The sequence below is a fragment of the Streptomyces sp. NPDC107559 genome (assembly GCF_055657365.1).
Window position 1 is genome coordinate 111,364 of the sequence record NZ_JBVKBD010000017.1, and the last position, 22,195, is coordinate 133,558.

Consider the following 22,195-nt stretch of genomic DNA (forward strand, 5'->3'; position numbering starts at 1 on the left):
GTCGATTCTCCGACTCTCCGACCCTACGATCGGTGCACAGACCCGGCAAATTGCCTCATGCCGTAGGCCCGGCGGGAACATCCGCGCCCGTCCCCGGCGGCCGCGACCTCCAGGGACCGTCCCGATTGCTGCGCCTGTCGGCCGGCAATCCTCGACGCGCTGAAGCGGTGCCCCCGCGATTAGAGTGTGGGCGACAACGTGTTCACCCGGTCACCCTTAGTCGCTGACCGCTCCCTCGATGTCCTGTCTGCAGGTCCGAAGCCGACTCGCGGCGCTGAGCAATCCGTCTCGGGCGATGAACCCGAGAGACCCGTGGAGCTCTGGACCAGTTTCGAAAGGAACACAGTCATGCCCTTCGCCACCGCCAAGGACGGCACCCGGATCTTCTACAAGGACTGGGGGTCGGGGCAGCCCGTCGTGTTCTCCCACGGCTGGCCGCTCACCGCCGACGCCTGGGACGCGCAGATGAAGGTGATGGCCGACAACGGGTTCCGCGCCATCGCCCACGACCGGCGCGGCGGCGGCCGCTCCGACCAGCCCTGGGCCGGCAACGACCTCGACACCTACGCCGACGACCTGGCCGCGGTCATCGAGGCCGAGGACCTCCACGACGTCATCCTGGTCGGCCACTCCACCGGCGGCGGCGAGGTCACCCGCTACATGGGACGGCACGGCACCGGCCGCGTCGCCAAGGCCGTCCTGGTCGGCGCGATCCCCCCGCTGATGCTCAAGACGGACGCCAACCCCGAGGGTCAGCCGATCGAGGTCTTCGATCAGATCCGCGAGGGCGTGGAGAAGGACCGCTCCCAGTTCTACCGGGAGCTGAGCGCGTCCTTCTACGGCGCCAACCGCGACGACTCGACCGTCACCCAGGGCACCCGTGACGAATTCTGGCTCTGGAGCATGACCGTCGGGATCAAGGGCGCCTACGACTGCGTCAAGGCGTTCTCCGAGACGGACACCACCGAGGACCTCAAGAAGATCGACGTGCCCACCCTGATCGTGCACGGCGACGACGACCAGATCGTCCCCAAGATCGCCGCGGGCGACAAGTCCTCCAAGCTCGTCAAGGACTGCATCTACAAGGTCTACCCCGGCGCCCCGCACGGGCTCGCGATGGTCCCCAAGTTCGCCGAGATCTTCAACAAGGACCTCCTCGAATTCGCCCGCAGCTGAACAGCACCGATGGGGCGGTACAGGTCCGGGATGCCGCAGCCGGACAGGGGAATTGCTCACAGCCATGGGGCGCAGCGGCCTGATCCAGTGCTGCGGGCCTGGCCGTGCGCCTCCCGGATGCTGACGGGGCGGTGTGAGGCTACCGTCGTGTGGTGGCCAGGGACGTGTCGGTGGCCGCGGCGGGCTTCCCGCGCGAGCCGCTCTGCCTGGCCGTCCTCATCCGTCAGGAGCGCCCTTGCGGTGATCCTGGAACAAGGAGGCCTGCGATGGCCCGCTTTCCACGGCGACGGGATCTCCCGCTGGCTCTGGCGGCGGCCTCGATCGCCGCGACCACCATGGTCGGCGCGGCCCCGCCGAGCGGTGTCGCGCACGTCGATCGAGCGGCCGGCAGCCAGGCGAAACCCACGGTCGTCCTCGTGCACGGGGCATGGGCGGACACATCGAGCTGGGCCGGCGAGGTAAGCCTGCTGCGCCACGCGGGCTACTCGGTGCGCGCCATCGGCAACCCGCTCCAGGACCTGACGACCGACGCGCAGACGGTCAACAAGTTCCTCAACACCATCAAGGGTCCCATCGTTCTCGTGGGCCACTCCTACGGCGGTTCGGTGATCACCAATGCCTCCCAGGGAGTCGGCAACGTGAAGGCGCTCGTCTACGTCGACGCCGCCGCACCGGCGGTCGGGGAGACCACGGCGCAGCTCAGCGGCCCGACGTCGGCTCTGACCAAGGGGTCGCCGGCCGATCTGTACGACGCCGTGCCGTACCCGAACGCACCGCCCAACGCATCCGCGCTGTACCTGAAGGAGAACGTCTTCGTCTCCAAGTTCGCGAACAATCTTCCTCGTGACCAGGCGGTCGGCCTGTGGGCCACGCAGCGTGCCGCGACGACGGTGGCCCTCAACACCCCGTCCAAGTACGCGACGTGGAAGTCGATCCCCTCCTGGTACTTCATCAGCAGCGGCGACCAGATCATCACTGCTGCCTCGGAACAGGAGATGGCACACCGGGCGGGCTCCAAGGTGACGCTCTACAAAGGCGGTTCACACCTGACACTGGTGTCGGACCCCGCGGCGGTGACCAAGGTGATCCAGTCCGCCATCTCGTCCGTGAGCTGAGGCAGCCGCACGGATCCCGGAGTCCGGCCGCCCGTTGTGACGCACGGGCGGCGCGGCCCGTGCGTCAGGGGCCGGTGTGGACGTACGCCGCCCACATCGACGGATGGTCGGGCCAACCCCGCGCCAACCGCGCCACGGCGTCGTGCAGCGCCGCAGCGCAGCCGTCCGCCTCGAATCCGCCCTCCCCGAGCGCCTGGTAGAGGCGGTCGGCGACGCGCAGCGAGGACCGGTCGGGAACCGGCCACAGCGTGCCGATCACATGGTCGTAACCCGCGAGCTGGAAGCCGGACAGCAAGTGGGCGGCCTCGTCCGCGAGTCCCGGTGCGACCCGCGCGGTCGAACATGCCGACAGGAATGCCAGTTCGGCTTCCACCAGTCGCATGCGGTACAGGTCCGCCACGGTCAGGGGCGAGCCGCGATGGTCGTGCACCAGCAGCCGGCTCTGTGCCGGATCGTCCAGATCGCTGTAGGCGTGGCAGGCGAAGTGGGCCCACGCGTGCCGTGGCACCGCGCCCAGCACCTCGCTGCGCACGGCCTGTTGCCCCACGAGTGTGGTCACGCGGCCGCCCAGCGCGCGACTGAAGAGCGCCGCCTCCTCGACCGCCCCGGGCAGGTCCCGCTCGCCGGGCGTGCGAGGCATGACGACGGCGAGCCCCCGCGGTGCCGTGCGGGAGGTGCGCCGCCGGTCCGTGCGCCGACGCCGCTGCCTGGTGTGCAGCAGGGCTCTGACGGTTGTGGTGTAGGACGAGACGACCAGCGCCGGCACTGTCCGGGCAGCAGCCGCGCCGCCGTCGCGGTGGCGGCCCGCCGCGTGCAGCGGAAGCAGCGACAGCACCCCGGTCGGGCACCACCACAGGCGGGGCGGGGATGCCGTCGGCCCGATGGCCAGGTGATCGAGGACGGGTTCGGCGACGGCGTTCCACAGCCAGGCCAGCGTGTCGTGGAGGACCACCTCGCACTCACCTCGAGCACGGGCTCGGCCGGGCTCCCGGATGTCCTCCAGCGCTCTGACGAACTCCACGGTGTGCTCGTACACCGTGTCCACGTCGACTGCCGGCAGCGCCACCTGCTCGACGCCCGTGCCCGTGAGGATCAGCGCGTCGGAGCCGTATCGGCTGACGTTGACGACCACGACCGGACCGCCGGAGGCAGCTTCGGAAAGCCGGGAGACGTCCGGTGGAAGCAGGAAACGCGCGAACTCCGGGACGGCGCGGATCCGTTCGATCAACTCCTCCAGTTCCGCCGCCAGCGCCTGCCGTCCCGTGGAACGGGCCGGCAGCCGGTCCGGGCCGAGCGTCAGCGGCACCGTCCCCGGCACGTCCGGTCCGGCGTCCAGCGCGGCGCACAACTGCTCGAAACGCGAGGCCAGTTCGGGTTCCCGCGCCTGGAGATCCGTGAGATCCACCCGGGTGTCCAACATCTGCTGCAGGAGCACCCCACGTCCTTGTTCCACCAGGACGAGGGCTGCTTCCGGGCCGGCGGCCCGCAACGCGCAGGCGGCCGCGTCGGCCGCAAGCCCGTACAGGTCCGCCAGCTCGTGTTCCTGGTCGGCGCGATCCAGGCGGCGCGTGGTCAGGCGGCCCAGCAGGCCCACCGCAAGGGACAGCGCCTCGTGTGCCACGTCCATCCGCTGCGCGCTGACCGCGGCATCGGCCCACTCGGCGGCGGCCCGGATACGGATGCGGGGCGTCGCGGTCGGCGTCCTGGCCGCCTCCTGCAGGATGTCGAGGGCCTCGCCGAGCCGGTGGTCGTCCGGCGGCGCCCCGGGCCGCCTGGCCGAGCGGTGCAGCGCGATACCGACGTGGATCAGACGCCGGGTCCGATCGGGAAGCCCCTCGTCGCTGTCGGCCAGCGAACGACGGGCCGCGTCGAGCGCCTCCTCGAGATCCGCCGCACGCGACGCGGCCGGGGCCGCGGTCCAGCGGTGCAGCAGGAGTCCGGCAAGGTTGGCCAGGAACAGCGTGTGAGAGGGGGAGCTTTCGGGCTCGGCCTGCACCGCGTGGCGCGCGGCGACGACGGCATCGTCCAGGTCGGTCGGGCCGGCGGTGAAGGAGTAGCGCGTCAGCAGGACGGCACCGAGATTGGCCATGGCGGTGGCATCGGCCGACCCTGCTGCGGCGACCGCGGAACGCGCGACGGCGAGGGCCTCCTCGACGTCCGTCCGCCGCCGGCTCCGCCGAGCCACACTGCTGAGCGCGCCCGAGAGATTGGCCAGATAGATCGCACGCTCCGGATGGTCGTCGCCGATCTCGGCCACCGCGGACCTGATCGCCGTGGCTGCCGCCGTCAGGTCCTCGCGGCGGCCCGCCTGGTCGAACAGTTCCGTGAGCGCGATCCCGAGGTTGGACAGCCTCCCGGAACGCTCCGGACTGCCGGCAGGGGTGGCGTCCACGGCGGCCCGGCCGAGAGCGACGGCGTCCTCGAGGTCGAGGGGGTGCCCGGTGGCCTCGAACCGCCTCAGCAGGGCCCCACTGAGATTCGTGGCGCAGGTGGCCCGGTGCACAGCGGTGTCCGGCATCCGTGCGTAGGCATCGCGGAGCAGTGCGACGGCCCGCTCGAGGTCCGCGAGTCCACCCAGCCGGGCGTGCCGTGCCTGCAGGGCGGTACCGAGGGCCACCTGGCGCAATGGTTGCTCCTGGTGTCCGTCGGGTACCACGGCGACGGCCTGCTCGGCGTGGCGCACAGCCTCGTCGAGCAGGCCGGTGGAGGCGTCGAGTTCCGCGAGCTGCCGCAGCGAGAGGCTGAGCTGCGCCAGCCGCAGGCTGCTGCCGTGATGCCCGTTCTGGCTCAGCGCCACCGCTGCCCGCCCGGCTTCCACCGCATCCGCGAGGTCCTGCCGTCGCCCGCCACGCGCGTACCGGCTCGAGAGGATGCTGCCGAGATTGCCGAGCCGGTCCGGGCTCTGCCCGAAATCCGCGGCACGCCGCGCCAGATCGACCGCCCGGTCGATGTCCGGCATCTCGTCGGAGAGCTCGAAGCGGTGGCGCAGCGCCAGGGCCAGGTTGGTCAGCCGGCGGGGGTCCTCGTGGCCGGCTGCGGAATCGAGCTCCACCGCCTCCTCCGCCACCTGCACCGCCCGGTCCAGCTCGCCCGGTCGACCGGTGGCCTCGTACGAGGCGATCAGGGCCGAGGTCGCATTCATCAGGATCGTGACCCGCTGGGGATGGCCACGCGACAGGTCCACCGCCGTACGGGCCGCGCCGACGGCTTCCTTCAGGACGGCTGTGTCGCCGCTGCGCCGGTAGTTCTCGGCCAGTGCGATACCCAGGACGGACCATCTGGCCGGCAGCTGCGGCGCGTCCCCAGGGGTGAGATCGAGCGCCTGCCGGGCCAGTCGGACGGAGCGCAGGAGGTCGTCCAAGAGGTCCTGTTCGCCATACCGGCCGTACAGGGCCTTGCCCAGGTTGGAAAGCAGCATCGGCAGATCGGCATCGTCGGGGGAGGTTCCCTCGGCCGCCTCCTCCAGCATGCGAACGCAGCGGTCGAGCAGGAGCCGGCTGTGTGTGCGCTCCGCGATCGTCAGGAGTGCCATGGCGTTGTCATGTGTGGTGCCGGGGGTGTCGGACGCCGCTGCCGGCACTTGCTCGAAGAAGCGGCGTACGGGGCCGGGGAGCCGCCGCGGGTTCTCATGGAACAGCGGCCGCAGCACTGCGGCGGCGGCTTCGAGGTCGGCGCCGCCGGCGTCCCGAGGCGCTGCCTCGTACCGGTCCCAGTAGAACCAACCCGCCCTGGTCCGGGCCTCGACGTCGTCCGCCGCGAGTTCGCCCACCAGGTCGGCGATCTCCCGGTCGAGTGCGGGATCGAGGACGTGCCGCCCCGCCCGTTCCCCGCCCGTCCGAGCCCAGCGCGTCCAGGACTTCGGCAGCTCCATGCGGTCGAGCATCGCACGGAACAACACGGCATCGAAACGGGCCTGTTGGGGAGGGGAGGGATGGAGGAGGCACCGTTGGACGGTCCGGCCGGTCCGAGTCGCTCACTCAGCAGGAGTTGCGCCCGAACCCAGATACATCCGGGACGCACAGGCGGTCGCTTCCCGGCGCGCGGCGAGAGCCTCCTTCCGCTGCCCCAGCTCACCCAACCGGGTGGACAGGGTGTTGAGGGACGCGGCGAGGTTGGACACGTGGGCGTCCGGATTTTCCCGGGCGAGTGTGCGGTAGTGACCGACGGTCTCGCGGCTCGCGGCCAGAGCTTCCTTCCGCCGCCCCAGTTCACTCAACCGGGTGGAGAGGGTGTTGAGGGACGCGGCGAGGTGGGGCAGGTGGGTGTCCGGATTCGCCTCTGCGAGGGCGCGGTAGCGGCTGGATGCCTCGCGGCTCGCGGCCAGGGCCTCCTTCGGCCGCCCCAGTTCACTCAACCGGGTGGAGAGGGTGTTGAGGGACGCGGCGAGGTGGGGCAGGTGGGCGTCCGGGTTCGTCTGGGCGAGTGCGCGGTAGTGGCCGACGGCTTCCCGGCTCGCGGCCAGACCTTCCTGACGCTGCCCCACCGCGCCCAGGCTGGTGGACAAGGTGTTCAAGGACATGGCGAGGCTGGGCAGGTGGGCGTCGGGATTCGTCTGGGCGAGTGCGCGGTAGTGGCCGACGGCTTCCCGGCCCGCGGCCAGGCCCTCCTTGCCCTGCCCCACCATGCCCAGGCTGGCGGACAGGATGTTGAGGGACGCGGCGAGGCTGGGCAGGTGGGCGTCCGGATTCGCCTGCGCGAGGGTGCGGTAGTGACCGGTTGCCTCGCGGCTCACGGCCAGGCCTTCCTGACGCTGCCCCACCGCGCCCAGCCGGGCGGACAGGTTGTTCAGGGAACCGGCGAGGCTGGGCAGGTGGGCGTCGGGATTCGTCTGGGCGAGTGCGCGGTAGTGGCCGACGGCTTCCCGTCCCACGGCCAGGGCCTCCTCCCGCCGCCCCACCACACCCAGGCTGGCGGACAGGACATTGAGGGACATGGCCAGGTGGGGCAGGTGGGCGTCGGGATTCGTCTGGGCGAGTGCGCGGTAGTGGCCGACGGCTTCCCGGCTCACGGTCAGGCCTTCGTCGTGCTGTCCCACCGCGCCCAGGCTGGTGGCCAGGTTGTTCAGGGAACCAGCGAGGTGGGGCAGGTGGGCGTCGGGATTCGTCTGGGCGAGTGCGCGGTCGTGGCTGACAGCTTCCCGGCTCGCGGCGAGGGCCTCCTCCCGCTGCCCCACCGCACCCAAGCGGGCGGCCAAGGTGTTCAGGGACACGGTGAGGTTGTGCAGGTGCGCGTCCGGATTCGCCTCGGCGAGTGCGCGGTAGTGCCCGACGGCTTCCCGGATCGCGGCCAGGCCTTCTTCCCGTTGCCCTACCGCGCCCAGGCTGGCGGACAGGGTGTTCAGGGAGGCGGCGAGGTTGTGCAGGTGGGCGTCGGGATTCGCCTGGGCGAGTGCGCGATAGTGCCCGACGGCTTCCCGGCTCACGGTCAGGCCTTCGTCGGGCTGCCCCACCGCGCCCAGGCTGGCGGACAGGACGTTGAGGGACATGGCCAGGTTGGGCAGGTGGGCGTCGGGATTCGCCTGGGCGAGTGCGCGGTAGTGGCCGACGGCTTCCCGGATCGCGGTCAGGCCTTCGTCGTGCTGTCCCACCGCGCCCAGGCTGGCGGACAGGTTGTTGAGGGACATGGCGAAGTTGTGGAGGTGGGCGTCCGGGTTCGTCTGGACGAGTGCGCGGTAGTGGCCGACGGCTTCCCGGATTGCGGCCAGGCCTTCGTCGGGCTGCCCCACCGCGCCCAGGCTGGCGGACAACGTGTTCAAGCACATGGCCAGGTGGTGCAGGTGGGCGTCGGGATTCGTCTGGACGAGTGCGCGGTAGTGGCCGACGGCTTCCCGGCACGCGGGCAGTGCCTCCTCCTGCCGCCCCGTCTCACCCAACTGGGCGGACAGCGTGTTCAGGGACGCGGCGAAGTTGGGCAGGTGGGCGTCCGGGTTCGTCTGGGCGAGTGCGCGGTAGTGGCCGACGGCTTCCCGGATCGCGGCCAGGCCCTCCTCGCGCCGCCCCACCGCACCCAGGCTGGCGGACAGATTGTTCAGGGACATGGCGAGATGGTGGAGGTGTTCGTCAGGATCCGCCTGGGCGAGTGCGCGGTAGTGAGCGACGGCTTCCCGGATCGCGGCCAGGGCCTCCTCGCGCCGCCCCACCGCACCCAGGCTGGCGGCCAAGGTGTTCAGAGATGCGGCCAGGTGCTGGAGGTGGTCGTCGGGATGTGCCTGGGCGAGTGCGCGGTAGTGGCCGACGGCTTCCCGGATTGCGGCCAGGCCTTCGTCGTGCCGCCCCACCGCGCCCAGGCTGGCGGACAGGGTGTTCAAGCACATAGCGAGGTGGTGGAGGTGGGCGTCGGGATTCGTCTGAGCGAGTGCGCGGTAGTGGCCGACGGCTTCCTGGATCGCGGCCAGGGCCTCCTCCCGACGCCCCACCGCGCCCAACCGGGCGGACAGGTTGTTGAGACATCCGGCGAGAGGGGGCAGGTGGGCGTCGGGATCCGTCCGGGCAAGCGTGCGGTAGTGACCGGTGAGGGTGTCAGCGAGGCGTAGCGCGGTGCGAGCGAGGCGCTGGCTGGAATCCGGGAGGAGGTCGTAGAGGGTGGCGAGGTCGCCCAGGGTAGCGGCGGGGTCGGCGGTGATCGTGTCGAGCGCGGCGGTGAGAGGGGCGGGGTGGTCGGTGCGGGTGGCGGTGTCGACGACGGCCGCGGCGAGCTGCTGGGAGCGACGGGTGCACAGGGCGGTGAGCCGGTCGTCCATGCGGTGGTTGAAGACGGGGTGGGCGGCGGCGCGGCTGTAGACGGTCAGGAGCTGGGTTGTCTGGGTGTCGTCGGCGCCGTCGAGGAGGTGGTCGGCGAGCGCGGGGTCGGCGTCCAGGCAGCGGCCGACGTGGCGTTCGGCGAGGCGGTCCGGCTGGAGGGTGCCCCAGGGCAGCGGGGCGATGGCCGGGTACAGGGCGGCGATCCAGGCGGTGACGGTGTCGCGCCGGTCGCGAGGCTGGTCGGCCAAGGCCGGCAGTCGCCCCCACAGCGCGTCGGCCTGGTCGCGGTCGGCAGCGCCGGCCAGGTGGGCGGCGGCCAGGGCTGTCTCCAGCGTGGCGGTGGACAGGCCCGGGCTGAGGCCGCGGGCGGCGGCACTCTGGTACCAGTAGCGGCGCTCGTGTCCGAGCAGGCGGTCCTCCACGTCCTCCGCGTCTTCGCGGGCTGTGTCGCCCACGGCGCGGCTCGAGCCGGGCCCGGCCGCGGCCGAGTCGATGCGCCCGGCTGTGGTGGTGTCGAGAAGGTCGGCGAGAGCGGTCATGTGAAGGGTGAGGGCATTGCCGTAGACCTCCTCGTGCAGTCGCACCGGCAGGGGAAGGTTGCCGGCAATGGTGGGCCAGTCGTGGCTGGCCAGGCCCTTGACCTGGCCCAGTGCTGACGCCAGCGCGCCGACGGCTGCACGGTAGGCGCGGGGCCGGGCGTCGGGGTCGCTCTCCAGGGGCGCCAGCAGGCGGGTGGGGGCGGCGTCCAGATAGTCCTGGGCAAGGCTCCCGGCGGAAGCGGCCTGGCGCCACCAGTCGCCGTCGGTACGAGCCAGCAGCAGCACCTTGAACGGAGCTGTGCCGGGGTGGTCGGCGGCGGCCTCGACCAGGGCGGCCAACTGCTCGGCGCGCGTTTCGGCGTAGTCGAGGACGACCAGCAACGGCTTGGAGACGTCCCGTACTTGCCGCAGCTGATCGGCCGTGGCGTCAGGACGTGGCCACAGCACGACCCACCGATCGGCGGTGAGCAGCGAGGCGAGGTGATGGGCAAGGCGGGTCTTGCCCTGCCCGCCGGGCCCGTGCAGGAGCCACGCTCCGAACCCGCTCCGGGCGCACCAGGTCGTGAGTTCTTCCAGCAGTTGCCGACGGCCGTGGAAGGGGACGGTCTGCCGTGCGGCGGGCAGGAGCGCGGCCGGTGAGCGCACCGGCCCGGTGCCTCGGGGGCCGGTGGCCGGGTCGGCGAGGTGCTGCAACTCGACCGCGTCCAGAGCGGATGGCGAGGCGCCGTGCGTGGCGAGGGCGGCGCGGAAGGCCGCGTCGTGATGCAGGACGTAGGCGGGGACGGTGTTGAGCTGTCCGTGGCCGGAGTGGGCCCGGTCGGAGGCCACCACGCCCACGAGCAGGCGGTCGCAGCAGACCGCCGCGCCCGACAGCCCGCCCCATGGCGAGGTGCCGGGCGCCGACCACTGCGGCGGATGCTGGAGGAGGTCCATCACATACTGGTTGTGGGTGATCCCGCTGCCCGGGTTGAGCCGGCCGTGCAGTTGCGCGGTTTCCACCGCCCGGCTCTTGTGCTGGGCGAGATCGGGGACGCCCCAGGTCTCGCACTCGGCACCGGGCCGGTCGGTGACCAGACGGCCCCAACGCACCGGTGCGACGGGCGCGTTCCACCCGGGGCTGTCGTCGACCAGGACGAGCGCGGCGTCGTCCCGGCCGCCCGACGTGCCGCACCACACGACCGCCCCGTCCAGAGCGCGGTCCCCGCCGGGGTGGAAGACCTGGACCTGCCGCGCGATCGGCGCCACGCGCTCCTGCTGCGGAACAGTGACGACGTGCGCGGAGGTCAGCACCAACCGCCCGCCCAGCGCGTAGCCCGACCCCGGACCGCCCGGCCCCGTCACCCCGACAAGCCGCGATCGCTCCACCCCGACACCCCCGTTGACCCGTCACCGACCCAGAACCGCGATCCACAGGACCGCCCCGACTCCTCGCGGGTCAGTCCTCGATGCGTTCCGAGGCGTCCCCGGGGCCCGCGGTCCGGTCGGAGCTGCCGCTGACCAGCAGGTCACCACCGTTTACCCCCTGCGGGGTCAGCGTGAACTTCACCCGGTGCGTACGACCGTGTGAGACACCGGCCTTGGCCTCGGCCCCGACCGCCCACAAGCGGAATCCCGCCTTCACGCTCGCGTCCGCGCGGATCTCGACCTCGAACTCCATCTCCACCGGGCCCACCGCGAACACCACATCCGGATGACTCCCGCCCACAGCCGCCGCAGAGATCAACTCATCGCGCACCGCGGCCACCGCAGCCACCAAAGGAATATCCATGGACACCCACCCCTCACACGACAACATGCCCTTACGGTGCCAACACCGTAGAACCGTCATCACGCCACTCGCAGCCCATCCTTCAACCTCACTGCGTCGGAGAGCGGAGGGAAGCAAAGGGAAACGCCTCAACGGCCTTCGGCTGGCCGAGGGTTCGGGCCGGATCCCGGTTTCGCAGTCCGTGCGGTATCCAGGGACGCTCCCGAGTTGCCGGGAAAGCCGTTGGGCTGTCCGACTCGCCTCAGGCATGATCGACTCGTGGACACCTACCTGGAGACCGAGCGCCTGGCCCTGCGCCGCTTCACGGCCGATGACGCGGAGCTGCTGATCGAGCTGGACAGCGACCCGGCGGTGATGCGCTACCTGACCGGCGGCAGTCCGACCGCGCCGGAGCTCGTCCGCGATCGCTACCTGCCGAACATTCTCGCCGGCTACGAGAAGTGGGGCGGCGACCTCGGATTGTTCGCCGCGCAGGAGAAGGACGGCGGCGCGTTCATCGGCTGGTTCATCCTGCGTCCCGAGCCGGACGGCCCGCTGGACGCAGTCGAACTCGGCTACAGGCTGCGGCAGGCGGCTTGGGGCAAGGGTTATGCCACCGAGGGCTCGCGGGCCCTGCTCGGCAAGGCGTTCGCAGAGCTCGGTGTGCGCACGGTCTGGGCTGAGACGATGTCCGTGAACCACGGTTCGCGGAACATCATGGAGAAGCTCGAAATGAGGCTCGTGGACACCATCCCTATTCCCTCGGACATGGAGATGGTCGAGGGCTCCGAGCATGGAGGCGTCCGGTACGAGATCACCAAGGAGCAGTGGGAGCAGCAGTAGCAACGGTTGTGAACGGCCGTTGTGCATCCACACCGACCGGAACCGGTAGATGCACGACAGGAGTTGTACCAGGTTGAACCCGAGGCCCGTGGCACACATCCTGTTCTGGGGTCAACCCGCGAAGGAATGAGCGTTGACCACCAAGGCCGGGCGATTGCCGTCAGCGGTGCAGGGCCCATGGGTCGTCGTTCTCCGCCGGATCGGGCTGTTGCGGATGGAGCATTTCTCGGACGCAGCGCCGCAGTCCCGTCTCGCCGGACCCTCCGGCGGCGGCCATCCAGGGCAGCGTTTCCATGGCGAGGGCCCGGCCGTCGGTGGCGAGGTCGTCGACGACGGCGTCCAGGTCATCGGGCGCGGGTTCGTCGGTGAGGCACAGCCAGCCGATCGCAGCGGCCAGCCGGACCTCGGGCGCCTGTGACCGGTCCCGCCACTGCTGTCGCGTCCATGCGGTGGTCGGCGAGTGGGGGTGGGCGCGGGTGGCTTCGGCGGTGGCGAGGACGAGAGCGGCGCGGACCATCGGGTCCCGCTCGAGCGAGCCGGGTGCGGAAAGCGCCGCGGATGGTCCGATGGGGGTCGGTGGCGGTGGCCAGGGCGTAGGCGGCGTGGATGCGGATCGCCGGGTCGAGGTCGTCGAGAAGGGGCCGCAGGACTGCGGTGTCGGCGGTGATCGCGGCCCGGGCGGCGGCGACCGACCAGCCCGCCGGGTAACCGGTGACCTCGACACCGTAGTCGTCGCAGAGACCGTCCTGCTGGGTGCCGGTGCGATGGAGCAGCAGTCCGTCGCGGGAGGCCACGCCGAAATGGCGGGCGCGGGCCGGGGCGGAGACTTCGGCGAGCGCGTCGGCACGGTGGGGATGTCGGGTGTCGGCGGCGATCCGGATCAGGAACGGTACGGCGAGCACGGCGGCGGCCCGCATGTCGTTGGCGCTCATGCCGTCCACCACGCCCGCTCCGGTGCGAACGGGCGAGTTGCCGGTGTGCAGCAGGTGAACGGCCTCCCTGACCCGGTCCCCCCGAGGGAAGTGCTCCCAGGGGACTTCGTCGAGTAGGAATCCGGCCTTGGTCTCGGGCCGGATGGCGGCCACCACCGCCCGCACGTCGAACGGCCCGCCCACGAACGCGGCCAGGTCCGCCCCGTCCGTCAACGCCCGGCACATCGCGAACGTCGGATCGGTCCGCCACTCGCCCATGTCACACCACCCCACTGCCGAGTCCGATCGGAGCCGATCCTGCCCGATCGGACCGACATCAGTGGCTGCTGCGACGCGAAACGAGCGTACGCAAGCCGAGCCCCTGACGCTCCGGTGATGAGACGGACCCTCCGGGCGGAAATGACCGGAATGCCGAGAGCTGGCTACGGGCTCGGCAACGGTTCTGGCCGGACAGTGGAGGTGTGCCGTCGGTGCGGCCCTGGACGGAGAGGTGTGAGGTCATGACGTTCGAACATCCGGCGCGCAAGCGTGAGGACGGCCGACGTGGGCGGTTCGAGGAACTCGCCGAGCTGGCTTCGAACTTCACCAGCTCGCCGTTGTTCGCGATTCTCTGCCTGTGCCTGGTGGTCGCGTTCGTCGCGGTGCACGTGGCCGGGCTGCCGACGGAGTGGCAGCTGTTGGTCGGCGACTCGATGGGGGCGGTGACGCTGTTGCTGCTGGCGATGCTGAAGAACGCCGAGCGGCGGGCCGAGCACGCCATCCAGCGCAAGCTCGACGCCATCGCCCGGGCGATGCTGGAACAGCAGGAAGGCCGGCGTGGGCAGGCGCACGAGGACCTGAAGGCGGCCGTCGGCATGGAAGAGCGTCTGTGAGGCGCAGCTCGGTGGTCCAGGCCCGGACGCTGATCGCGACGTACAGCACAGCGGTGCCGGCAGCGAGCTGGGCCGGCCAGTCGCCAGGGCGTCCGACGTGCAGGCGGCGCAGCGCACTGGGTACTCGGCAGCGGTCCACAGTCACACACGCGGTTCGGGAGGTGCCATGACGGGCCTCGGATCCTTCGTGTCGTGCGAAGACCAGACCCCGGCCGACCCCGTCGAACAGGCGCGGACGGCCGAGCAGGTCGGCGGGGACCGGCAGCAGTGTCTCGGCTTCTGCCGCACCGAGGTCCGGCCGGTGCCGCACCTCGTCCCGCCGGATGCGAGGGAGACCGGCAGCGCTCGGAGGTCGGAGGTCGAATTCGGAGGACGGGTCAAAAGGGAGCAGCGGGGAACCCGGACGCTGCAGATCGCCACGTCCGTGCGGATCCGGCGCCGCCACCTCCGTGAGCGCTTCGGCTCGGAGCACCGGCGGGCGATCAGGAACAAGGTCGTGGACGATCTACGAGAAGCCGTGCACGACGCCGACGGGCTCGCCCCGGGCACGTCATGCGGACCTCGGCCACCATGTTCGTCCGGCACAGAAGGGTATGACCATGCCCCGTGGATCCAGCCCGAAGCGGGAGCGGCAGTACGAGCACATCAAGGACAGCGCGCTGGATCGCGGCGAGAGCGAGAAGCGTGCCGAGGAGATCGCCGCCCGCACGGTGAACAAGGAACGGGCCCGGCACGGAGAGTCGGAGACGGCCAGCCGCAGCTCGATCGAGGACATGTCTTCCTCCCGGCGCGGCGGGCAGCGCTCGCACAGCGGCTCCGAAGGCCCGACGAAGGAGCAGCTGTACAACGAGGCCAAGCAGCGCAATGTGCAAGGCCGTTCGAAGATGAACAAGGAGGAGCTCGAAAAGGCCCTCGGCCGATAGGAGTCCACGAGGGCGGGCGCTGTGCCTGCACTGCCGCACCGACGGCAGCCCGCCCCGCCGGAGCCCGGGCAACTGCGTCCTGCGGAGTCGGCGGACTGGAACACATGGCTGGACCTGCCGTTTCGTGCGCGTAGGTCTGCCCGTGGGCGGGTGAGCAGGGCTTCGGCCCTGGCCCGTTGCGTCGCGGTCGGCATGATCGCATCACTGTTTTCATCCGGTGCGGCCGTCTGCCGCGAGTGGGCGGCCGAACACCTGAGGCGCCCGGCCGACCGAGCGCCGGCCCGGGCACGTGGGCTCAGCCGCCGACCGCGGTTCCGGCGCAGTGTCTGGGTACTCGGCGAGCACCGTCACCAACCCGTCTCGGACGATGCCCGGTGACACCGACGCCCGTCCGAGTCAGCCGAGGAGGGACGTCGCGATGTCTGCGCAGTCCGGGCCCGGGGCCGCTCGTGAGGAGCACGGCGCCGTGGAGGGGACGGGCGAGCACGCCCCAGAGACAGGCTCCGCGGGTGGTGCACCGGCGTTCTGGTCCCAGTTCCCTCAGTCTTCGCGCCGGGATCCCCGCGGGCGGAGTGGGCGGTCGTGGGTGACCGTAGGCTTCGCTCTGGGCCTGGGAGCGAGCTTGGCGTGGCTGGCGGTCCAGACGGTCCTGCGGGTGAGTTCGGTGCTGACCTTGCTGCTACTGGCCGTGTTCATCGCGATCAGTTTGGAACCGCTCGTCGTGTGGTTCACGCGCCGGGGTCTGCGGCGCGGCTGGGCCGTCGCGATCGTGCTGACGGGCTTCATCGTGGTGCTCGGCGGTTTCCTGGCGCTGGTCATCCCGCCGGTGACGAGGGAGATCTCTGCACTGGTCGACGCCGTACCGGGCTGGTTGCAACAGCTTCACGACCACCAGTCGGCGATCGGGCGCCTGGAGGACCGCTATCACCTGGTCGAGAAGGCCAGGCACGAGATCGACTCGGACAGCGGAGCGACCGGCTTGGCCGGCGGAGTCCTGGGTGCAGGCCACATGGTCCTCAGCGCTCTCACCTCCGCGGCGATCGTGATCACGGTGACCGTCTACTGCATGGCGGCACTGCCGGCCGTCAAACAGTTCTGCTTCCGCTTCGTGGCGGCCAGCCGCCGCGAGCGTGTCGAGGGCGTGACCGAAGAGATCATGAACCGGACAGGCAAGTTCATGCTCGGCAACCTCGTCACCTCGGGCATCGCCGGAGTGGCGACCTTCGGCTGGTGCGCGGCCCTCGGTGTCCCGTATCCCGCCGCCCTGGGCATCTTCACCGCCCTGATGGACCTGATTCCGATCGTCGGCTCCACCCTCGCCGGCATCGTCGTCAGCCTCGTCGCGCTGTCCGTGTCCCTTCCCATAGCGATCGCGACAGCCGTCTTCTACATCGTCTTCCGGGTCGCCGAGGACTATCTCATCGTGCCGAGGGCCATGCAGTTCGCCGTCGATATCCACCCGCTGGTCACCATCCTCGCCGTGCTGGTCGGCGGCGCGCTCCTGGGCATCATCGGCGCCCTTGTCGCCATCCCGGCGGCCGCTGCCGTAGGCCTGGCGCTCGACGAGTACGTCTTTCCCAAGAGAGAACGGACATGACGCAATGCCCACGGACGGCGCTGCCCGGCCCGACGCAGGGAATACGTCTGCACCGGGTGGGGTAACGCGTGCCCGCCTGCCCGCACACGGCGATCGAGTAACGACCGACCGCGGGATGGGCACGATCGCCCGGCGGGGCGAGAAGTGATACACCGTCGGTCCCGGCCGTGCCCAGGTCATCACCCGCGAAAGCCTCCGTGACTTGATTCCGGGCCGAGTGCTAGCGTTGCCGACGGCGAGGCCGTGAACGGGTTTCCTTCTCAACTACCTTATGAAACAAGTTCTTTCGCTTTCCTCGCCGTCGACAGCTACGGGCGGTGTCCGCGCTCACCGCGCGAGCGCCGCCCGAGTCGTTACCGTTGCCGAGGAGGCCGTCCCGTGGAACCCGTCACGCTGATCACCGGTGGCTCGACCGGAATCGGCGCAGCCACCGCCCTCGCCCTGCTCAAGCAGGGCCACCGGGTGGCCGTCACCGGACGTGACGCGGACAAGCTGGCCGCCTTCGCCGTCTCCGCCTCGGCGGGCGAGCGGCTGCTGACGATCACCGGTGACGCCAGTGACGAGCACGACGTCGCCGCCGCGGTGCGCCAGGTGACCAGCACGTGGGGCCGACTGGACAACGTCGTCGCCAACGCCGGATTCTCGCTGCCGGGCAACCTTGAGAGCCACACGCCCGACAACATGCGTGCCATGGTGCTCACCAACGTCCTCGGCCCGGCGCTGCTGGTCCGCGAGACCCTGACGCACCTGCGGGAGTCCAAGGGACGGATCGTGATCATCGGTTCGGTCGCGGGGGTCCGCAACACCCCCGGCAACCTGTACTCCGTCACCAAGTGGGCCGCCCACGCGCTCGCCGAGAACACCCGGCTGCTCGTCGGCAAGGACGGCGTCGGCGTGACCGTCGTCGCGCCGGGTGTGGTGGACACGCCGTTCTGGGACAAGCGCGGCGGCACCCCCGAGGCGGCGCCCTCGATGACCCCGGAGCAGATCGCCGACATCATCGCCTTCACCGTCAACCAGCCCGCGGGCGTGGACATCAACCACATCACCCTGCGGCCGACCGGTCAGACCGGCTGACGCGCACGGCGCCCGCACACGCTCGCCCACGGCGCGCCCGCCACCCGCGCGGCTACGGCGCCTACACGCCTACACGCCTACGCGCGGCTACGGCGCCTATACGCCTACGCGCGGGTACGGCGCCCACAACCACCCGCGCGTGCACGGTGCCCACGCCCGCACGCGTACGTATCGCGCTCACGCGTGTGTCGCGTGAAGGGCGGCGGTCAACAGGCCGCCGCCCCAAGCGCGTACGCGGGTGCTCGTACGCCCCCGGCCGCCGCACCCGCTAGCCGTGTACGTGGGCACACCCGGGGACGACCACCCCCGTCCGCTCGAAGTCCGCCACCGTGGGTGCCCCCATCAGCGCCATGACCTCCTCGAACTCGCCCATGAGCAGACGCAGTACGTCCGCGACCCCCGCCGCGCCCGAGTGGGCGAGCCCCCACAGCGCCGGGCGGCCGACCATCACCGCGTCCGCACCGAGGCACAGTGCCTTGGCGATGTCGGCACCGTGGCGGACCCCGCCGTCGAGGACGACCGCGCACCGTCCCGCGGCCGCGTCCACGACCTCGGCCAGGGCATCGGGCGCGCCACGGGAGAAGTCCAGCTGCCGGCCTCCGTGGTTGGAGACGACGAGCCCCGACACCCCGTGCTTCACGGCAAGTTCGGCGTCCTCGCCGGTCAATATGCCCTTCAGGACCAGGGGCAAGGAGGTGATCCCCCGGAGCCAGGCGAGGTCCTCCCAGGTGATGGAGGCGTCGAACTGCTCCCTGGAGTGCCGGGCAATGGCCGATTCGCCGTCCTTGCCGCCGTGCGAGGCGGCCATCACGTCGTGCGCCACGTTGACCGCCCGGATGCCCGGTGGCACCGCGAACCCGTTGGCGGCGTCACGAGGGCGGAAGGCCACCCGGGGCGCGTCCACGGTGAGCACGAGTGCGCGGAACCCCGTGGCCTCGGCCCGGCGGACCAGGTCCGCGAGGAGGTCGCGGCGCTTGAGCCAGTACAGCTGGAGCCACAGCGGTCCGGTGGCCGCGGCGGCGATGTCCTCGAGGGTCCGACTGGCGAACATGCTGACCGTGAACAGGGCCCCGGTCTCGCCCGCGGCCCGTGCCGTCGCCACCTCGCCCTCGGGGTGGGCGAGTTGGTGGTACGCCATGGGGGCGATGCCCAGGGGGGCCGCAAGCCCCGCGCCGAGCAGCTCGGTGCGCGGGTCGCAGTGGGAGACGTCCACGAGACAGCGCGGCCTGAGCCGGATGCGGTCCAGGGCCGCGCGCCCCTCCGACAGCATCGACTCGGTACCGCTTCCGCCCGCGAAGAAGTCCCACACCGGACCCGGCAGGCGTTCCTTGGCCGCCGTCTCGTAGGCGTCCAGCGTCAGCACCACGGTCTCTCCGATCGCCGTACGGTTTCGCAACAGTGTTCACAACGGGTGTGCGCGGACGGGCTGTCAGACCGTCGTGCCGGTGGCCTGCGCGGTGAGGAAGGCGGCAAGCCGGGCGATGCCCTCGGTGATGACCTCCGGGCTCTGCGCGCTGCACGACAGCCGCAGTTGGCGGGTGCCGCCGCCGTCGAGGTGGAAGTCGCTCATCGGGGTCCACAGCACGCCGTAGTGACGCGCCGACACCTCGAGCGCCTTGTGGTCGGCCTCGAAGGGAACGGTGACGACGGCGAAGAAGCCGCCGTCCGGCCGATTCCAGGAGATGCCCAGCTCGGCCCTGCGCGCGGCGGGGAAGTGCCGCTCGAGCTCGTCCAGGAGGGTGTTCATGTTGGTGCGGTAGTAGGCGATCGTCCCCGCGTTCGCCTCGCGCAGCCGGCAGCCGTTCTCGACGAGCAGTCCGCCGATCACGGCCTGAGCGACGGTCGAGGTGTTGACGGTGGTCATGCTCTTGATCTTGGACAGTTCGTCGGCGAGCAGCGTGCGTCGGCCGTCCGGGCCGATGATCTCCTGGTCGGCGAGGACGTATCCGACCCGGGCACCGGGCAGTGCCGTCTTGGCGAAGGAGCCCAGGTGCACCACGCGGCGGCCCGTGTCGAGGGCCTTGAGCGTGGGGCGCGCGGACCCGGTGCGGACGAAGAAGCCGTACGGATCGTCCTCCAGGACCAGCAGGTCCTCCTCCTCCGCGACCCCCAGCAGGCGCTCGCGGTCCGGCAGGCTCATTCTGGTGCCGGTCGGGTTGGCGAAGTCGGGGACCACGTAGAAGGCACGGGGGCGCTCGCCGGCCGCCCTGGCGGCGCGCGCTGCCGCCCGTACGGCCTCCGGGTCGGGCCCCGCGGGGCCCTCGGGCACGGGCCGCACCCGGATGTTCAGCAGGCGGGCCACGCCGGTGATGCCCACGTAGCACGGTGAGCTGACGAGCAGAGTGTCCTCGGGGCCGGCGAACAGCGCCCGCAGGATCAGCAGCATGGCCTCCTGACAGCCGGTCGTCACCACGACCGCTTCCGGGGGGACCTCGATGCCCTCGTCGTTGGCGACGGTACGGGCGATCAGCTCGTGGATGAGGCCGTTGGTGCGGCCGTACTGGAACAGCTGGGTACGCACCCGCTCGCGCGAGAGGCCCAGGGTGTGTTCCAGATAGTTGGTGTAGGTGCGCAGGTGGCGGGCGAGGTGCTCCGGCTCGAAGTCGCCCTCCGTGGGTCTGCCGGGCGCGAACGAGATGGCCTGCGGGAAGCGGCTCACGACTTCGTTGAGGAAGTTCATGGCGTCGAGGACAGGGTCGTCGAGCGACCCGTGCAGGCGCTCGCGTGCCATGGCGTGCTGATGCGACGGGGCGGTCTCGGTCACCGCTCAGACTCCTCTCGGCACGGCCACGGGGGCCCTGCTCAGGGCGGGGGCAGTGGTGCGTAAGGGAATCCGGGCACGGCCCTGCACGCCGCGGACCAGGGCGGTGGTGAGCCGGTCGGTGTGGGCACGCCGCTGTTCCGGGCCGTCGGCGGCGCTCAGCTTGCGCAGGGCGTCGGCCACCCGGTCCAGGTCCTCGGAGAAGCCCACGAGGATGTCGGCGACGGCCACCGCGTTGGAGCTGAGGATGTCGGTCCACAGGTCGGCGTTGCCCGCCGCGAGCCGGGTGATGTCCTGCAGGCCCTGACCGGCGAGCGCCAGCTGGGACGGGTCGCCGTGCAGCAGCCGCCCCGCGAGCAGGCTCGACACCAGGTGCGGGACGTGCGAGGTGAGCGCGACCGCGCGGTCGTGTTCGGCGTGGGCCATCACCACCGGCCGTGCCCCGCACAACTCGGCCAGCTCGCGGGCGCGTTCGACGGTCCGTGTCCGGGTGTGCGCGGACGGCGTGAGCACCCAGGGCCGGCCGTGGAACAGATCGCCGCGGGAGGCCAGCGGGCCGGACTGCTCCCGGCCGCCCATGGGGTGCCCGCCGACGTAGCGGGTCAGGTCGCAGCCGGCCTGCGCCGCCTCGCGCTGCGGCAGTTCCTTGATGCTCGCCACGTCCGTGAAGTCATGTGCGAGACCGTCTCGTTGATGCTGTCTGAGCGCCGCCGCGACGTGCCGCGGCGGTACAGCGATGACGGCCAGGTCGACCGGTTCGCGCGGGGTGCCCGTGACGCCGGCTCCGAGGTCCGCGGCGGCGCGCGCAGTCTCCGGGTCCGCGTCGATCAGATGGATGGTCACGCCCCGGCCCCGAAGGGCCAGGGCGATCGAGGTACCGATCAGGCCGGTCCCGACCACTGCGGCACTGCGCATCAGTGATCGCTCCACAGCAGTGGCAGGAACTCGGGGTCGCTGTAGTCGGGTGTGCCCTCGGCGGTGCGGCGCACGAGCACGTCGTGGTTGTAGCTCACCCGGGTGCCGTCGGAGCGCAGGAACTCGCGGTAGCGGTTCTCGCCGTCCTGGAGGTGGAAGGAGATCGCGCGGCGCGGGCGGTCGCTGACGTTGGCCCCGCTGCCGTGGTAGGTGCGGCAGTGGTGGAAGTTGACGTGGCCCTTGGGGATGAAGACCGGGATCTTGGTGACCTCGACCCCGTTGAAGGCCGCGTTCTCCGCGAGCATCTCGTCCAGCTCGGAGCGGTCGCGCTCGGCGAAGTGCAATGAGGTGGTGTCGTTGTCGGCCGTCTCCTTCCACAGGTGGCTGCCGTCGACCATGGTGATGGTGCCCATCTCCTCGCCGCAGTCGTGGAAGGGGATGAACGCCGTCAGCATCCGCTCGGAGGTGGAGGTCGACCAGTAGTGGCGGTCGAAGTGCCACGGCACGATGTTGGACTGCTCCTGCGCCACCGGGGGCTTGTAGATGAGCGTCGACTGGAACACCCGGATCTGCTCGGCCTGGGCCAGACGCGCGGCGACGGCACCCAGCAGCGGCTTGCGCAGGATGCGGCCGATGGTGTCGTCCTCGTAGTGGATGTAGTCGTTGTGCCGCTGCACGTCGCCCTTGTCCGGCTCCCAGTAGGCCAGCTTGGGCGGGCGGGTCGGCAGGGTTCGGTCGCGGTGGCCGGCGTAGAAGCGCTCGCTGGCGGACTCCAGCAGCTCGACCTCCTCGTCGGTGAACAGCTTCTTCGACAGATACCAGCCGTGCTCGGCGTAGAACGCGACGTCCTCGTCGGTCGGCAGCAGGGCGCGCTCCTCGGCGGTGAGGGCGAAGCTCTGGGTGTCCTGGATGGTCATGGTCTTCCTCACAGGTGGGTGGTTCGGTGGAGGGGAGGCAC

Annotated in this window: 15 protein-coding genes; 7 read left to right on the forward strand and 8 right to left on the reverse strand. The window is 71.0% G+C overall.

What is annotated here, in order from left to right:
* The first annotated feature begins 348 nt into the window (after positions 1-348).
* Together ACZ7OY_RS35225 and ACZ7OY_RS35230 are read left to right on the forward strand one after the other, a co-directional pair.
* Positions 349-1,176 carry an alpha/beta fold hydrolase gene (locus tag ACZ7OY_RS35225; RefSeq protein ID WP_472249614.1) on the forward strand — a complete coding sequence of 276 codons (828 nt, stop codon included), beginning with the start codon at positions 349-351 and terminating at the stop codon, positions 1,174-1,176.
* A 266-nt stretch (positions 1,177-1,442) separates the two neighbouring features.
* Positions 1,443-2,291 (forward strand): alpha/beta hydrolase, encoded by an 849-nt coding sequence (locus tag ACZ7OY_RS35230; protein ID WP_472249615.1) that lies wholly within the window; start codon positions 1,443-1,445, stop codon positions 2,289-2,291.
* Positions 2,292-2,355: 64 nt separating this feature from the next.
* Here ACZ7OY_RS35230 and ACZ7OY_RS35235 read toward each other — a convergent pair whose 3' ends face one another.
* The 3 genes from ACZ7OY_RS35235 to ACZ7OY_RS35245 form a co-directional block, all read right to left on the reverse strand.
* Positions 2,356-6,162: a CHAT domain-containing tetratricopeptide repeat protein gene (locus ACZ7OY_RS35235; protein ID WP_472249616.1), complete on the reverse strand. Its 3,807-nt coding sequence runs from the start codon at positions 6,160-6,162 to the stop codon at positions 2,356-2,358.
* A gap of 102 nt (positions 6,163-6,264) precedes the next feature.
* Positions 6,265-10,935, reverse strand: a complete 4,671-nt coding sequence (locus ACZ7OY_RS35240; protein ID WP_472249617.1) for a tetratricopeptide repeat protein — start codon at positions 10,933-10,935, stop codon at positions 6,265-6,267.
* A 70-nt stretch (positions 10,936-11,005) separates the two neighbouring features.
* The gene (locus tag ACZ7OY_RS35245) at positions 11,006-11,338 is read right to left on the reverse strand and encodes a trypco2 family protein (protein WP_472249618.1); all 333 of its coding nucleotides are present in this window, start codon (positions 11,336-11,338) and stop codon (positions 11,006-11,008) included.
* Between the two features lie 258 nt (positions 11,339-11,596).
* Between ACZ7OY_RS35245 and ACZ7OY_RS35250 the strand changes: the two genes are divergently transcribed.
* Positions 11,597-12,160 carry a GNAT family N-acetyltransferase gene (locus tag ACZ7OY_RS35250; RefSeq protein WP_472249619.1) on the forward strand — a complete coding sequence of 188 codons (564 nt, stop codon included), beginning with the start codon at positions 11,597-11,599 and terminating at the stop codon, positions 12,158-12,160.
* 344 nt (positions 12,161-12,504) lie between these two features.
* Here the strand turns inward: ACZ7OY_RS35250 and ACZ7OY_RS35255 are convergent, their stop codons facing one another.
* The gene (locus ACZ7OY_RS35255; protein ID WP_472249620.1) at positions 12,505-13,350 is read right to left on the reverse strand and encodes a hypothetical protein; all 846 of its coding nucleotides are present in this window, start codon (positions 13,348-13,350) and stop codon (positions 12,505-12,507) included.
* 242 nt (positions 13,351-13,592) lie between these two features.
* Between ACZ7OY_RS35255 and ACZ7OY_RS35260 the strand changes: the two genes are divergently transcribed.
* From ACZ7OY_RS35260 to ACZ7OY_RS35275, 4 genes are all read left to right on the forward strand, one after another.
* Positions 13,593-13,964, forward strand: a complete 372-nt coding sequence (locus ACZ7OY_RS35260) for a low affinity iron permease family protein (protein WP_472249621.1) — start codon at positions 13,593-13,595, stop codon at positions 13,962-13,964.
* 599 nt (positions 13,965-14,563) lie between these two features.
* A complete protein-coding gene (locus tag ACZ7OY_RS35265; protein WP_472249622.1) occupies positions 14,564-14,887 on the forward strand; it encodes a plasmid stabilization protein in 324 nt (107 codons plus the stop codon).
* Between the two features lie 622 nt (positions 14,888-15,509).
* A complete protein-coding gene (locus ACZ7OY_RS35270; RefSeq protein ID WP_472249623.1) occupies positions 15,510-16,484 on the forward strand; it encodes an AI-2E family transporter in 975 nt (324 codons plus the stop codon).
* A 378-nt stretch (positions 16,485-16,862) separates the two neighbouring features.
* Entirely contained in the window at positions 16,863-17,561 is a 699-nt protein-coding gene (locus ACZ7OY_RS35275) for an SDR family oxidoreductase (protein WP_472249624.1), read from the forward strand.
* Between the two features lie 268 nt (positions 17,562-17,829).
* Here the strand turns inward: ACZ7OY_RS35275 and ACZ7OY_RS35280 are convergent, their stop codons facing one another.
* The 4 genes from ACZ7OY_RS35280 to ACZ7OY_RS35295 form a co-directional block, all read right to left on the reverse strand.
* The gene (locus ACZ7OY_RS35280; RefSeq protein WP_472249625.1) at positions 17,830-18,927 is read right to left on the reverse strand and encodes an alpha-hydroxy acid oxidase; all 1,098 of its coding nucleotides are present in this window, start codon (positions 18,925-18,927) and stop codon (positions 17,830-17,832) included.
* A 63-nt stretch (positions 18,928-18,990) separates the two neighbouring features.
* The gene (locus ACZ7OY_RS35285; protein WP_472249626.1) at positions 18,991-20,325 is read right to left on the reverse strand and encodes an aminotransferase-like domain-containing protein; all 1,335 of its coding nucleotides are present in this window, start codon (positions 20,323-20,325) and stop codon (positions 18,991-18,993) included.
* A gap of 3 nt (positions 20,326-20,328) precedes the next feature.
* Positions 20,329-21,237: a prephenate dehydrogenase gene (locus tag ACZ7OY_RS35290; protein ID WP_472249627.1), complete on the reverse strand. Its 909-nt coding sequence runs from the start codon at positions 21,235-21,237 to the stop codon at positions 20,329-20,331.
* Positions 21,237-22,154 carry a phytanoyl-CoA dioxygenase family protein gene (locus ACZ7OY_RS35295; RefSeq protein ID WP_472249628.1) on the reverse strand — a complete coding sequence of 306 codons (918 nt, stop codon included), beginning with the start codon at positions 22,152-22,154 and terminating at the stop codon, positions 21,237-21,239. Before ACZ7OY_RS35295 ends, ACZ7OY_RS35290 begins: the two co-directional genes overlap by 1 nt.
* Between the last annotated feature and the right edge of the window lie 41 nt (positions 22,155-22,195).